The 14,819-nt window shown below is 58.0% G+C and carries 13 protein-coding genes; 11 read left to right on the forward strand and 2 right to left on the reverse strand.

What is annotated here, in order from left to right; genetic code table 11:
- Window positions 1-65: 65 nt before the first annotated feature.
- The 10 genes from RS897_RS25035 (at window position 66) to RS897_RS25080 (ending at window position 10,060) form a co-directional block, all read left to right on the forward strand.
- Window positions 66-1,121, forward strand: coding sequence for a GDP-mannose 4,6-dehydratase (locus RS897_RS25035; RefSeq protein WP_315831399.1), 1,056 nt, complete (start codon window positions 66-68; stop codon window positions 1,119-1,121).
- Between the two features lie 108 nt (window positions 1,122-1,229).
- On the forward strand, window positions 1,230-2,369 hold the full coding sequence (locus tag RS897_RS25040) for a glycosyltransferase (protein ID WP_315831400.1): 1,140 nt from the start codon (window positions 1,230-1,232) through the stop codon (window positions 2,367-2,369).
- Window positions 2,370-2,413: 44 nt separating this feature from the next.
- Window positions 2,414-3,232: an ABC transporter permease gene (locus RS897_RS25045; RefSeq protein ID WP_315831401.1), complete on the forward strand. Its 819-nt coding sequence runs from the start codon at window positions 2,414-2,416 to the stop codon at window positions 3,230-3,232.
- 5 nt (window positions 3,233-3,237) lie between these two features.
- Window positions 3,238-3,996, forward strand: a complete 759-nt coding sequence (locus RS897_RS25050) for an ABC transporter ATP-binding protein (RefSeq protein ID WP_315831402.1) — start codon at window positions 3,238-3,240, stop codon at window positions 3,994-3,996.
- Window positions 3,997-4,129: 133 nt separating this feature from the next.
- Entirely contained in the window at window positions 4,130-5,380 is a 1,251-nt protein-coding gene (locus RS897_RS25055; RefSeq protein ID WP_315831403.1) for a hypothetical protein, read from the forward strand.
- A gap of 13 nt (window positions 5,381-5,393) precedes the next feature.
- A complete protein-coding gene (rfbC, locus tag RS897_RS25060; RefSeq protein WP_315831404.1) occupies window positions 5,394-5,924 on the forward strand; it encodes a dTDP-4-dehydrorhamnose 3,5-epimerase in 531 nt (176 codons plus the stop codon).
- Window positions 5,921-6,826 carry an NAD-dependent epimerase/dehydratase family protein gene (locus RS897_RS25065; RefSeq protein WP_315831405.1) on the forward strand — a complete coding sequence of 302 codons (906 nt, stop codon included), beginning with the start codon at window positions 5,921-5,923 and terminating at the stop codon, window positions 6,824-6,826. Before rfbC ends, RS897_RS25065 begins: the two co-directional genes overlap by 4 nt.
- A gap of 134 nt (window positions 6,827-6,960) precedes the next feature.
- Window positions 6,961-7,734, forward strand: coding sequence for a glucose-1-phosphate cytidylyltransferase (gene rfbF / locus RS897_RS25070; protein ID WP_315831406.1), 774 nt, complete (start codon window positions 6,961-6,963; stop codon window positions 7,732-7,734).
- 2 nt (window positions 7,735-7,736) lie between these two features.
- A complete protein-coding gene (gene rfbG / locus RS897_RS25075) occupies window positions 7,737-8,807 on the forward strand; it encodes a CDP-glucose 4,6-dehydratase (protein WP_315831407.1) in 1,071 nt (356 codons plus the stop codon).
- A 14-nt stretch (window positions 8,808-8,821) separates the two neighbouring features.
- Complete coding sequence (locus RS897_RS25080; protein ID WP_315831408.1) at window positions 8,822-10,060, forward strand: methyltransferase domain-containing protein; 1,239 nt, start codon at window positions 8,822-8,824, stop codon at window positions 10,058-10,060.
- A gap of 131 nt (window positions 10,061-10,191) precedes the next feature.
- Here the strand turns inward: RS897_RS25080 and RS897_RS25085 are convergent, their stop codons facing one another.
- Complete coding sequence (locus tag RS897_RS25085; protein WP_315831409.1) at window positions 10,192-11,010, reverse strand: hypothetical protein; 819 nt, start codon at window positions 11,008-11,010, stop codon at window positions 10,192-10,194.
- A gap of 3 nt (window positions 11,011-11,013) precedes the next feature.
- Window positions 11,014-12,954, reverse strand: coding sequence for a glycosyltransferase family 2 protein (locus RS897_RS25090; RefSeq protein ID WP_315831410.1), 1,941 nt, complete (start codon window positions 12,952-12,954; stop codon window positions 11,014-11,016).
- Window positions 12,955-13,382: 428 nt separating this feature from the next.
- Between RS897_RS25090 and RS897_RS25095 the strand changes: the two genes are divergently transcribed.
- Window positions 13,383-14,693 (forward strand): class I SAM-dependent methyltransferase, encoded by a 1,311-nt coding sequence (locus tag RS897_RS25095; protein WP_315831411.1) that lies wholly within the window; start codon window positions 13,383-13,385, stop codon window positions 14,691-14,693.
- Window positions 14,694-14,819: the final 126 nt, after the last annotated feature.

Raw genomic sequence — 14,819 nt, forward strand, 5'->3', positions numbered from 1 at the left:
AGTGCAACCGGGTCACGCTAAACCAGTGAGGGCGGGGCATAACACGACCGGATGGGGACAATCCGTTGGCTAAAACTGCGTTGATTACCGGTGCGAGCGGGCAGGACGGCCGCTATCTGGTCGCTCTGCTTCGCCGACACGGCTATTTGGTGCACGCGCAATCCCGACGGCCGTCGGCTCCCGGGACGAAGGATGACGGCATTCGCTGGCATCTGGGCGAACTGACCGACGGCGCGTTCCTGGAATTGCTGATCGCCAGCACCAAGCCGGACGAGATCTACAATCTTGCGGCCGTGTCGCGGCCCATCTTGTCGTGGAAGGCGCCGCGGGAGACCGCCGAGATCAACGCGTTCCTGCCCCAGGCCATCTGCGAACTGCTGCTCAAGCACAAGCCAGACGCCCGCCTGTTCCAGGCCTCGTCGTCCGATATCTTCGGTGACGGCTTCAGCGAGCGCCAGGACGAACACACCCACTGCGAGCCGAAATCGCCCTATGGCGTGGCCAAGCTTTATGGCCATCGGATCATCGGCGCCTACCGGCAGCAATACGGCCTGCATGCCTGCTCCGGCATCCTGTTCAATCATGAAAGTCCGTATCGTCCGCTGTCGTTCGTTTCGCAGAAGATCGCTTATGCCGCGGCGGCGGCCTGGTGTGGCGTGCGCGATACCCCTGAACTTGATGAACGGGGCCGGCCGATCCTGCTGGACGGCAAGCTGCTGCTGGGCGACCTCGGCGTTCGCCGCGATTTCGGCTTCGCCGGCGACTATGCCGAGGTGATGCACATGATCCTGCAACATCCGATGCCCGACGATTACGTGGTCGGTACCGGCGAAAATCACTCGATCCAGGAGTTCTGCGAAGTGGCCTTCCACTCGGTCGGTCTCGACTGGACCGATTATGTCAGCGTCGATCCGAAACTCATTCGCAAGACCGATAGCCACTACACCCGCGCCAATCCGGACAAGCTGAGGGCGGCCTTCAACTGGCGGCCGAAAGTCGGGTTTGCGGAACTCGTTTCGACCATGGTCCAGGTACAGGTCAAACGGGTGCAGGAGGACCTGACGGCACGGTCGTCTGCGCCGCGGCCCGCGTTCGGAAAAGTCGATTCCGGTTTGCCCTAAGAAAAATCCCGCTTGTCAATATCTTATGCGACGCACCATTTTGAAATCGGTATTCACTTTTTGCGGAATTCGCGCGACGGTGAAGCCTGTTCCCTTGGATAACCCGTCTTGATCCGTGTCCTGCATGCCTACAAGATCTATTTGCCTGACGTGCATGGCGGGATTCCGCACGTCATCGCGACACTGGCGAAGCTGCCGCGGGCTGGGTTCGACGGTTTGGTGTTGGTTGCCCGCGCGTTCGGCCTGGGGCGGACCTACCGGGTTGACGAGGTGCTGGTGAAGGCGGTGACGTCATTGGGCACGGCCTTTTCCACGCCGATGGCGCCGAGTTATCCCTTCGTGTTCGCACGGCAGGCAAGGTTGGTGGACGTGGTGGTCTGCCATGCACCGTTTCCGCTCGCTGACATGGGCGTCCTGCTTGGCTTTCCCCGGCGGGCCGCGCTGATCGTGCACTGGCATGCGGAAATCATCGGACGCTCGCTGCTGGTCTGGCTGATGACGCCGCTGGTCCGGCGCACCCTCGCGCGGGCCGATAAGATCATCGTGTCCGATGCGGCCATTGTGGCGAATTCGAAATTCCTGCAGCCGCATGCCCTGAAATGCGTCGTCGTGCCTTATGGCTGTGACGTCGACTATTGGGGCGCGCTCAGTGAGAGCGAGCAAGCTGTCGTCGACGGCATGAAGGCGCGCTATCCGCGACTCGTGGTCGCCGTCGGACGTCTTGTCGGCTACAAGGGATATGAGGTTTTTCTGCGCGCCACGCAGGACGTCGACGTCCAGGCCGTAATCGTCGGGGATGGCCCGCTCAAGGCGGAGCTCGAGAGCCTGGCCGCGCGGCTTGGAATTTCCGGCCGGGTGATGATTCTCGGCGGCCTGCCGCGCGACGAGGTGAAGCAGTATATTCATGCGGCCAGCGTGCTCGCGTTTCCGTCGGTCACGGATGCCGAGGCGTTCGGTCTCGTGCAACTAGAAGCGATGTCCGCCGGGCGCCCGATCGTGAATACCGCGCTGGGAACCGCCGTGCCGCACGTCGCGCGCGATGGGCAGGAGGGGCTGACCGTGCCGCCGAACGATCCGTCGGCGTTCGCACAGGCGCTCGGCAGGCTGCTTGACGAACCCGAGCTTGCGCGCAAGCTGGGTGACGCTGGGCGTGTGCGCGCGCAGACGGAATATGCTCAGTCGCTGTTTTTGGAGCGAATGCAGACAATTTACAGGGAGGCCGCCGGTCGGCGGCAGTCGCAAACGTGATAGTTTTGTCGAAGCAAGCCCACGACGACGAGCAGCGAGGTGACATGCGGGCGGCCGTGCGGGTGCAGGGCGGGTATGGGCAGCTGCAGTTAGCGATCCGTGACATCATCGACGGCGCTTTGCTATGGCCGCTCTGGTGCCGGCTGGGCTGGAACGACATCCTGCAGCGCTATCGCCGATCGCTGCTCGGTCCATTGTGGCTCACGGCCAGCATGGCGATCATGGTGGTCGCACTCGGAATCGTGTACGCGCAAATCTTCAAGATGGCGCTGCACGATTTCATGCCGTTTCTCTGTGTGGGATTGCTCGTGTGGGGCATTATCAGTTCGGTGCTCACCGAGGCGGGATCGCTGTTCACAGGCGCCGAATCCTACATCAAGCAGATCCGGCTGCCGTATTCGGTCTACGTCTATCGTTTCATGTGGAGCAAGATCATCATCTTTGCCCATAACTTCGTGATCTATTTCGGCATCCTGATCTATTTCCAGATCTGGCCGGGCAGTGCCGCACTGTATGCGATTCCCGGATTTCTGCTGATCGTGCTTAACGGCGCGCTGACGAGTATCTATATCGGCATGGTCTCCGCCCGCTTTCGCGATATTCCGCAGATCATTGCCAGCATTGTCCAGATTCTGTTCTTTCTAACGCCGATCATGTGGAAGCCGGAGTTGCTGGGGAGCCACTCCGTTCTGATGACGTTCAATCCGTTCTACCACCTGGTCGAGGTGTTTCGGGCGCCGCTGCTGGGGGTGGTGCCATCCGTGGAAAATTATGTCGCTCTGGGCCTCATCTCCGTCGCGAATTTCATACTGGCGGCAGCCTTCTTGGTGCGCTTCCGGGCGCGGATCTCCTATTGGGTGTGACGTCGATGCCGCAATCCGTACTTACTCTCGATAACGTTAGCGTATCTTTTCCGGTCTATCAGGGCGGGAGCCGCTCGCTGAAGAAAAGCCTATTGTCGCGCAGTTCCGCGGGACGCATCGCCCGTGATGCCAGTGACCGGATCACGATCGACGCGTTGCGCGAAGTATCATTCTCGCTCGACATTGGCGACAGATTGGCGCTGATCGGATCGAACGGGGCGGGCAAGACCACACTCCTGCGCGTGATGGCCGGCATCTACGAACCGGTTGCCGGTACGATAGCGATCCATGGTCGCATTTCGCCGATGTTCGACATCGGACTGGGCATCGATACCGACCTCAGCGGCTATGACAACATCCAGATGCGTGGCCGGTTGCTCGGACTGTCGTCGCGTGAGATCGAGAGGCTGCTGCCCGATATCGCCGAATTCACGGAACTGGGCGACTATCTTGACATGCCTGTGCGGACTTATTCGTCGGGCATGGTGCTGCGGCTGACTTTCGCCGTGGCGACCTGCTTCGAGCCGGAAATCTTGCTGATGGATGAGTGGATTTTAGCCGGCGATGCGAGTTTCATGGTCAAAGCGCAGGCGAGGATCGATTCGTTCGTCCGCAAGGCCAGCGTCCTGGTGCTGGCATCGCATAATCTCGAGATTTGCCGCAGGTGGTGCAACAAAGGCGTGTGGTTGCAACAAGGCCAGGTGCAAGCGTTTGGAAAGATTGCAGATGTGATCGAGAGCTTCCGTGCAACGGTGGCATCGTAAAATCTCGAGGCGTCGCGACACCCAGGTCGAATAGGGGCATGTATAGTGTCAACCGAGCGGAGCTATTGTGGGTGTCACGCTTGGGACGACACTCCTAAACTAGGCTCCATAGATTTTTGGAATTCAAGGGTCAATGTTCAACAAGCCTGACAAAATCGAAAATGGGGGCTCCGCCCGCCGCCACGTTCTGATCGCAGGGACCGGTCGAGCTGGAACCAGCTTTCTCGTGAAGTATCTGACTGCTCTGGGCCTGGACACCGGCTTTCAGCTAGACCAGAAGTCCGCACCGTGGGACGAAAACGCTAACGCTGGATTGGAGCATCTTTTGCTGGTCCATCCGGACGCCGAGTTACCTTATGTTTTGAAGTCGCCGTGGGCCGGCGAATACATAGAGCAAATTCTTCAAAGCGGGCGCTTCGTTTTTGACGCAATAATTGTTCCGATGCGGGATCTCGTCGAAGCCGCGTCGAGCCGAAGCATCATCGAGCATCGCGCAATCCATCAAGGTAACCCCTGGATGGCTGATCGGCTCGATGCGACGTGGGAGGTCTTTGGGCACACGCCCGGCGGTGTGATTTATTCACTCAATCCTCTGGATCAAGCGCGATTGCTGGCGATGGGTTTTCATCGGTTGGTGCATCGCGCTGCCGAAGCCGGAACTCCACTTATTTTCCCGGTGTTTCCTCGGATGATTGAAGACTGGTCCTACCTCTACCAAACGTTGAAGCCGATTTTGCCGGCGATCGTGACTATCGAACAAGCAAGAGAGGCTCACTCCCGGACGGCTTCCGAAGCGTTGGTACGCGTGGAAGCGGAAAAAAGAAGTCATGATGAAAGTTCGGACCCCGATGCCCGCAAGTTGCTGCAACATTCGCAAGGCGCGGAACTAGACATGATCGCTTTACGTCGAGAGCTTCGTCGCGTCAGAGAAGAGAAGAGGGCCGACGTCGTACGGCTCCAGGCGGAGCTTTCTGAGACCAATGGAAAGCTGGAACAGGTGTGCGTCCAAGAGCGAGAAACGGCCGCTCGCTTGTCGGAGCGATACGAGGCGCTGGAACAGGTGTGCGTCCAAGAGCGAGAAACAGCCGCTCGCTTGTCGGAGCGATACGAGGCGCTGGAACAGGTGTGCGTCCAAGAGCGAGAAGCGGCCGCTCGCTTGTCAGAGCAATGCGAGGCGCTGGAACGGGTTCGGAAGGTCTTGGAAGCAACCGAAACTGATTTGCAGCAAGAAGCGGCGAAGCGAAGAAGCCTGGAAGAGGCCGTTACCGCGCTTCAGGCCGAGAACAAAGCCTTGCGAGATCATGTCCAGAGTCTCGTCAACAGCAGATCATGGAAAATTACGTCCCCGCTGCGAAGGCTGGCTTCTCCCCTCAGAGACCGATGAGGTAAAGCGTGACATGAAATTCTCGGCGACGAATATTCCTGGCGTCTGGATCGTCGAAGTGACCTCGTCTCAAGACGAGAGAGGGCTGTTTGCCCGTACTTTTTGCGCAGATACCTTCAGCCAGCACGGGCTGGTTTCACAATTCCCGCAATGCAATTCCTCCTGGAATGCAAAAAAGGGGACGTTGAGAGGGATGCATTATCAGGACATGCCTCATCCTGAAATAAAACTGGTCCGCTGTACGAAAGGTCGGGTTTTCGACGTTGTCGTCGATCTTCGTGCGGACGCTCCGACGCACCGCAAGTGGGTTGGAGTTGAGCTGGATGCAAATCGACGGAATGCGGTCTATATCCCCGAAGGATGTGCTCACGGCTTCCTGACCCTCGAAGACGATTGCGAGGTCTTTTATCATATGGGCGAACGCTACGTGCCTGAGTTGGCGAGAGGGGTCCGCTGGAACGATCCGGCGTTTCAGATCGAGTGGCCGATGCATCCAGCTCTCATTTCAGAGCGGGACGCGAGCTTGCCCGACTACGTGTCATGAAGAAGGTTCTGGTCACAGGGGCGTCCGGTTTTTTCGGGCTTGCCGCAATAACCGAGCTCAAGGAGCGTGGATTTGAAGTCCACGCGCTGTCGCGGCGGGCACTTCCGCTCGACGGGGTCTGCTGGCATGAAGTGGATCTCTTGAGCTCCAACCGGATGGTCGAGTTGCTGGATGCAACGAGGCCGAGTCATCTGCTGCATCTTGCATGGAACGTGGGACCCGGTTTCTGGACTGCAAGCGACAACCTGGATTGGGGCGCCCTCACGCTTCGACTTATTCGTGCCTTTCATGAAGCGGGCGGACAGCGCATCGTCAGTGCCGGTACGTGCGCTGAATATGACTGGCAGGACACCAGCCCGCTCTTCATTTCTGAAGATCATCCGCGAGGGCCTGCAACTCTTTACGGCCACGTGAAGGATTGTACGCGGAGAGTGCAGGAGGCTTTCGCGCTGCAGGCTGGCATCTCACAGGCTTGGGGAGTTTTGTTTATGTCATACGGGCAGCGGGAGCGACCGGAGCGCTTGGTTCCAGCGGTCATCGCAGATTTGCTCGCGGGCCGGGCCACGCGGACGACCAGCGGCGAGCAGGTTCGTGACTGGCTCGACTGCAGGGATGTCGGGAGAGGCTTCGCCGAGCTGCTGGACTCGCAGGTGGAGGGACCGGTCAATCTCGCCTCGGGCCTGCCAGTTGCGGTTCGGGACATTATTCTCAAGCTCGGCGAGATCTGCGGACGGCCCGATCTGGTTCGCTTCGGTGACATTGCCTCCCGGAAAGGCGATCCATCCCGCTTGGTCGCGAATGTCGATCGGCTCTCCGGCGAAGTCGGCTTTCGGCCGGCTCGGACGCTGGACCAGGGCCTCAGTGACGCTGTGGATTGGTGGAAATCCAAAGCCATCGTATAACGCCGCGCGCCTTGATACGTGGGCGAAAAGTGGTCAAAAATACAACTTTCATTACGCATTGCAGGGCGCTATGTACCGCATAACGCGAACTTTTTGCCTTTGATGAGCCATCCGAGAGTCGCTGGAGAAAGACGATGAAGGCTGTGATTTTGGCTGGTGGCCTCGGCACGCGATTCAGCGAGGAGACTGGGGTGCGGCCCAAGCCGATGATTGAAATCGGCGGCCGGCCTATTCTTTGGCACATCATGAAGATCTACTCGAGCCACGGAATAAACGACTTCGTGATATGCTGCGGCTACAAGGGGTATGTCATCAAAGAGTACTTCGCCAATTACTTCCTGCACATGTCGGATGTCACTTTTGACATGCAGCACAATGAGATGCAGGTCCTTCAGAAATTTGCGGAACCGTGGCGGGTCACTCTGATCGACACCGGTGAGCAGAGCATGACGGGCGGTCGCCTGAGGCGTGTCCGGCAGCACCTGGGGAATGGGAACGAAGAGTTCTGCTTCACGTACGGCGACGGTGTGGGCGACATCGACATCACCGGACTGATCGGCTTCCACCGCTCGCAGGGCCGGCTCGCCACGCTGACCGCGACGCGCCCGCCCGGCCGGTTCGGCGCGCTCGGCCTTGATGGCAGCCGTGTCACAAACTTCCTCGAAAAGCCGGAGGGCGATGGCGGATGGGTGAACGGTGGCTTCTTTGTTCTTTCGCCCGACGTGATCGACTACATTGCTGGAGACGACACGACCTGGGAGCGTGAACCCATGGAGCGATTGGCGCGGGAGAATCAGCTCGGTGCCTGGTTCCATGACGGGTTCTGGCAACCTATGGACACCCTACGTGACAAGAAGCACCTTGAGGAACTCTGGTCGACTGGTTCGGCGCCCTGGAAAAATTGGTAAGAATGTTTGGAGATATTTACAAAGGCCGACGGGTCCTCGTCACGGGCCATTCCGGCTTCAAAGGCAGCTGGCTCGTCCTGTGGCTGCAGCAACTCGGTGCCGAGGTTACAGGACTTTCCCTGGTGCCGAACACGCAGCCGAACCACTGGACGCTGCTTGGGACGAACATCGACTCGGTTTTTCTCGATATCCGGGATCCGCAGCGGGTGATGGCCGCCATCGGAGAGGCGAAGCCAGAGATCATATTTCATCTGGCGGCGCAGCCGCTGGTGCGAAGATCCTATCGCGAACCGACCGAAACCTGGCACACGAACGTCGTGGGTACGGCAAACTTGCTGAACGCATGTCGCTTCACTGAATGCCTGAAGGCCGTCGTCGTCGTGACCACGGATAAATGCTACGCGAATATCGAAGCCGACTATGCCTATCAGGAAAGCGACCGGCTGGGAGGCTATGATCCCTATAGCGCGTCGAAAGCCGGCGCCGAGTTGGTCGTCGACAGCTTTCGTCAATCATTCTTCTCGGAGCGGGGGCCGCTGATCGCGAGCGCGCGTGCCGGCAACGTCATCGGGGGCGGCGACTGGTCGGAAGACAGGCTTATTCCCGATCTCAGTCGCGCGATGGAGAATGATGGCGTGCTGGAAATCCGCTCGCCACGCTCCACCCGGCCTTGGCAGCATGTTCTGGAATGTCTTTCCGGCTACCTGCTGCTCGGCTCTCGGCTCCTGTCCGGGCAGCGGCAGTTCGCGGAGGCCTGGAATTTCGGGCCCGGGCGCGACGGGAACAGGACCGTCGAGGAAGTGCTAACTACTCTGAGATTGAGCTGGCCGAAATTGAGCTGGGAAGTTCGCGCTGGCGATCATCCCCACGAGGCGAAGCTGCTGCAGCTAGACTGCAGCAAGGCCAATTCGGTTCTCGAGTGGTGGCCGGTCTGGACATTTGAGACTGCGGTCGAGAAGACCGCGGAATGGTATTGCGCCTGGTCAGAGGATCGAACCGTTCTGAGCGTGAAACAACTGGAAGATTATATCGCGTCCGGACGGGCAAAAGGTTCGACCTGGACCCGGTGCTGATTGGAGCGCTGAATATGTTCAAGAATCTCGTATGCCGGCATTGTGGGACGGCGGTCAGCGAAGGCGTTGCCGATCTGGGATATGCTCCGCCGTCCAACTCCTATCTTGCGCCCGCAGATCTGAGATCGCCGGAGACGTCATATCCTCTTCGAGTCAATGTGTGCACCAACTGCTGGCTGGTTCAGACCGAGGACTATGCGGACGCGGGAGAGCTGTTTTCAAAGGACTATGCCTATTTCTCCTCGACGTCCAAAAGCTGGCTCGAGCACGCGAAAAATTACACGACTGCCATCACCTCGCAGCTGAAGCTAGACCGGCGGAGCTTCGTGATCGAGGTGGCCTCGAACGACGGCTATCTGCTCAAGAATTTTGTGGCTGCCGGAATTCCCTGTCTGGGCATCGAGCCGACCGAAAGTACTGCGCGCGTGGCGGAGGAGCTCGGTATCCCGGTTCACCGGAAATTCTTCGGCGCCGAAACGGCGGATGCGCTGGTCCGTGAAGGAAAGGCCGCCGATCTCATCTGCGGCAACAATGTCTATGCGCATGTACCCGATATCAACGACTTCACCTCCGGTCTTCGCATCGCGCTGAAGCCGTATGGAACGATCACGCTCGAATTTCCGCACCTGATGCGGTTGATGGAGCTGTGCCAGTTCGACACCATTTACCACGAGCATTTTTCGTATCTATCCTTGGCGGCGGTGAACGGTATTTTTGCAAGCCACGGACTCAGGGTTTTCGACGTCGAGGAATTGAGCACTCACGGGGGAAGCTTGCGGGTCTATGGTTGTCACAGCGATGATCCGCGCGAGGTGACGTTGCGAACCCGAGAACTGCTCGACTGTGAAGATCGCTTTGGAATTCGCAATGTGACGACATACCGATCCTTCCAGCGTCGGGTCGATCGTCTGAAGGATGATTTCGTTTCGTTCCTGATCGAGCAGAAGCGGGCCGGCAAGACGGTGGCTGCCTATGGAGCGGCGGCCAAGGGCAATACGCTGTTAAATTATGCAGGTGTCCGACCGGACCTTCTGCCGTTTGTCTGCGACGCGGCCGCGTCCAAGATCGGCAAGTTTTTGCCCGGCAGCCACCTGCCGATCCTGCAGCCGTCTGAGATCGAAAGCCGACGACCCGATTTCGTCATTATCCTTCCGTGGAATATCGCCGATGAGGTCATGAAGCAGTTGAGTACCGTCAGGGGATGGGGAGGCAAGTTCGTGACAGCCGTACCCGAGATCAAGGTAATGGCCTGATGCTCGCGCTCCGCGACCGGGGCGGCGCCTGACGCGATCTTCACCGTTGTCGCGGGCGCGCCTCGGACAGCGTGAATCTTCGGCTTGCCGTCCTGAGCATTTTCCCGACGATCTCTGCCCGTGGTTTCGGATCATGCTCCAGCGAGAGGGCCGTCGGATTTGTTGAAATGATACAGGACGCTGCCTCTTCCCCAAGCCAGGCGGAACAGGGTGCGCTTTTCGGCCATCGGTGCTCGTTCAAAACCGCGGGTCTGGTTGTCATGAACAAGCAGATTACTTTGCGTGCCCTGGCGGAACGTCTCGCTGGCGGGCCACCATGGCGTCCGGTACCCGCGTCCGTTCTTGCCGACTACCAAAGCTGCGAGGCCCAAGGCATGGATTCGCCGGGAAAGGCTGGCAGGCCCGTGCTCGAACAGCCAGACGGCCATCTTCGAGGTCATCCGCTGGCCTGGATGCATCGTAAGAAACAGTTCCCTTCGGAGCAGGAAGGCGTTGGAACGTAGGTGAGGATTGGGAAAGGTATCCTCGGCCGAGTATTTCGGGGCTTCGAATGAACCGGTGGCGCCAACCATTCCCACGCCGGGCAAAACGTGGTTCACGACCAGCTTCAGCAGCCAGTCATGGCTGTTGAATTCACTGCTCGTATTGAGAAAGCAAACATTCTCGTGCTGCGTCCGGCTGGCCGCATCGAAATACGCGCCGAGGTCGAAGCTGTCGTCGCTTGTATAAATTTCACCATGATCAACCGGCGCGAAGACGGCTCGTGCTTCATTCAGCTCCTCGACGTTCTTGAATCCCTTGAAGATGATCAGCAGGTCATGATCGCAGCCCGCGCTGAAGCGGCGATAAGAATCGCGAAAGCGGCGGAATTTCGCGACGGAGTCCACATCGGCGCCTCGGGCGAGATAGAAGACGGCCAGCCGTTCAGCGGATCTTCCGATCACAGTCATCGATCAGATCGCCCTCTGATTGTAGCTTAAATCGAAAGTCGGAGGGTGAATCGTGAGGCATTCTTCATTGTAAAACGGATCACGGTCGATGATGGCCCACCGCAACGCGAAGTATGCGGCGTCGTGAGGGCGGGGCGGCTTTACGATTGAAATGGACTCGTAATGGGTGAGCTCGGCTTTCGGCTCATAAACGGCGTAGTAGCCGTTCTCGAAAAGCTTGAGACAATAGTCGATGTCGTTATAGTCGATCGGGAGATTCTCGGAATAGCCACCAACCTGCCGGTATAGTTTCGCCGGGGTCATCGCGACCGCGCCCGTGACGGCCAGATAATTCCGGACGCCGCAGGTGCTGAAGAAATAGCCCTTGTCTTCGCGGCTGGCGCCACGACGAACATGTTCGGGTTGCCCGCGATTGGACACCACTCCTACATGCTGAATGGTCTTGTCCGGGTAAAGCAGCTTGGCGCCGACGACGCCTACGTGCGGCTTCTCGAAATGGCTAAGCATGCGCTCGATCCAGTCGGCTGCGAGCGGCTCGACATCGTCGTTGAGGATCAGGAAAATCTCGCCGGACGCCAGCGAAGCTCCGATGTTGAGCTTCTTCGCGATGTTGACCTCCGGCAGATCGTAAGTCGCGAACTTGAGAGGGGCCGCCTTGACATGACCGAGGCGCTCACGATCAAAATCGCCGTTATCGATGACGACGAATTCCAGGTTCGTGTAGGTGGATCGCGCCAGGGTCGTGTCAATACATTGCACAATCAGATCGACCTTTCGGTTCTTAATCTCGACAACGCGACCAGCGGTCGGAATGATAATGGAGACCAGCGGCTTGACGCGCGGTTGGAGCAATACGTCATAGCAGCCGTGTCCGGTAACACTCGCCGTCACGGCGCCCCGTCGGCCGGTGCGATGCAATCGGCCCGAGATGGCTCTCGTGTCCGCGTGAATCTGCTCGATGGAGATCGGTTCGCACGACGTGGTCGTGCGATGCAGCAGCACTTCTCGCACATGAAGTATCCGAGGCGTTCGCTCTGCGAAGCGCAGCAGAAAATCGTACGGGTTCTCGATGTCGCTCAGCAGATCGCCAGCTTTCGAGAGACGATAACAGGCGGCATTGCCGATATAGTTCATCGACTCTAGATAATCCGGGCTCCAATCCGGCTTATGGAATGGGCTATGTCGACCTGTTTCGTCCCAGACGTCCTCGTCAAAATAAATCAGGTCCAGGTCCGGCTGTGCATTCAGTGCTGCGGCGCAGGCGTATAGGGCTTTATCGTTCAAGCGATCTTCCGGCTGCATCCATATCATATAGGTGGACACCGGTTCCGACCCGGCCAACAACTGCAGGACTTCCGCAGCAGAGTAGGCCACGAGATGATCGGGATAGATCTGATTGGCGCAGCTCTGAGCCGCAGCGCTGCCATCGGCTCTCGAGCCATCGATCCATATGATGAAGAGCGGGCGGAAGGTCATGACCTGAAGATGCTGAAGCAGCTCCGAGAGTTCTCGCTCGCCTTCGCGCTGCATTTTCGCGAGAAAAACCTGATAGGGAGAGGAGCTCTGATGTGTTGACGGAGCCTGGCGCAAAAAATGACTCAGTGGATTTATGCGGGAGGCCGCGATCGACGGGTTCGCCTGCAGGTACGATGAGGTCGAAAAATGAGGGTGCGGATCATAGCTCAGTTCGACCCCATGTCGAACATAGTGGACGAGCGGATTGGTTCCGCTCGCTTCGACCTCCGGGTACTCCATCAGGTACCAGTTTGTATCGAAAAACCTGTTGGGATTCCGGCCCTCAATAACGCCATGGGCGAGATAATGTTGCAATGGATCGCACTTGGCGGCAGCAACATCCCTGTATTTTTCAAGATACCAATGTTCGTCGAACAGCCCCGACGCACGAATCAGGGCTTCCTCGTCGACTGCTCCGACGCCAGACATCCCTCTTGTCTGCTCTTTCAATTTAGTGGGCGCCTGATGCCGATCTGAGATGGAGCACGGGGGGCCCAGGAAGGTTCGTATCGGTAGAACATAACGCTTCGTATATCCTATAGTTGTGCGCACCCTAGACATCTCTTGGCAAGCTGGCAAGCGCGTGTAATTTATGGCGGAACATGCAGAATGTCACAAGAATGGAATATGGGTTCTGGCGTTGCCCCTCTAACCGGCTACGTGAGCGGGAGGGTATCTCCGACGTCGCCGGGAGCCGGGCTTTCGTTTTGAGTGTTTCGCGTGATTGCTGGTCCCGGGGCGCGGTCCGACAATGGCTGATGCGACATAATCTGGCCGCCGCGATCTGATCTCCGAACTGTCAGTCTGTACCGCGATCGGGCAACGTCCGACGCCAATTCTGAAGGTATCCTTGCGACATGTCGGAAGAAGGCAATCTTCTCAGTATATTTGAGGCGCACCGCGGAAAGTTAAGCGACAAGTGGTCCAGCTACTTATCGCTCTACGACCATGCGTTCCGACCTTATCGCGACCGCAAGATTTCCCTGCTCGAGATTGGCATCCAAAACGGAGGCAGTCTCGAGATTTACGCTAAATATTTCGCCAACTTCGAGCATATCGTCGGATGCGATATCGAGCAGAGATGTGCATTATTGCGCTATGGAGAGCGGATCGACGTCGTGACCGGCGATTGCAACGAAGCATCGACGAAGCGCGCAATCGCCTGCATTTGTGCGGAATTCGACATCATCATCGACGACGGGTCGCATGTTTCCGGGGATATCATTCGTGCGTTCCTGAATTATTTTCCCTTGCTGAAGCCGGGTGGGATCTTCGTTGTTGAGGACTTGCACTGTAGCTACTGGCAGAACTGGGGAGGCGGCTTGTATCGAGATGTGTCCTCAATCTCGTTTCTCAAAATGTTGGTTGATGTCGTCAATCACGAGCATTGGGGCAACGGGGAAAAGAGGCGTGAGCCGATCGATCGTCGCTTTCCCGGCATTCTTCCTAACGATGCGGAGGCGCTGTTGTCAGAAATTCACTCCGTTCAATTCCACAATTCCATATGCATCATTTCAAAAGCGTTGCCGCCGCAAAATGCGCTGGGTTTGCGCCTAGTCGCGGGTACGGAAGCCCTCATCGACGAAGGGCCCAGGCTGTCTGGAGGCGCGAGCTCGGACGAGTCGGATCAATCGGCCAATCCTCAAGCGTTCTTTCGGGATATCAAGGCCGAAAACGAAGTTCTGCACAAGATGATCGTGGAGCGAGACGCTCAGCTCGTCTCTCTCAACAATTTGCTGGTTGACCGGAATTCGGAGACGCAAACGCTCAACAACAGCCTCGCTGAGCAGCGAATGGTCTGCCGAGCACTGCACGTGGCACTGGCCGCGGCGCCGCCGATTCGCGTTCATTGGCTCGAGCGCTTGCTCTGGCGTACGACGCTCGGCAGGCGCTTGTGCCGTATTCTTTTCATCCGAGGGCAGGCGCAATTGCTCGAGGATTATAGGCTCGTGCTTGGAAGCGGCCAGTTTGATCTTCTTCACTACATCAAATACAATCAGGATGCGCTTCATGAGATTCCTGATCCGATATTGCACTATTTGATGGTTGGATATCGTGAAGGCCGTGACCCCTCGCCATTGTTCAGTTCCCGGAAGTATATTAGCGAGCACGGTATGGTCGGAGACATCAATCCACTCGTTCATCATATTCGTTCAACCATGAAATAGTCGGTTAGAGATCAACTGCATATCTGAAGTCCGCGGCTCGACGTGTCCCGATGAGAGGGCTCCCGAACGTGCGGCCAAAGGGCTTATAGCGGTGCCGCGTGATCGGCAGCCCAGAGAGAGAGAGAG

It is taken from the genome of Bradyrhizobium prioriisuperbiae, from assembly GCF_032397745.1.
GTDB classification, from domain to species: Bacteria; Pseudomonadota; Alphaproteobacteria; order Rhizobiales; family Xanthobacteraceae; genus Bradyrhizobium_A; species Bradyrhizobium_A prioriisuperbiae.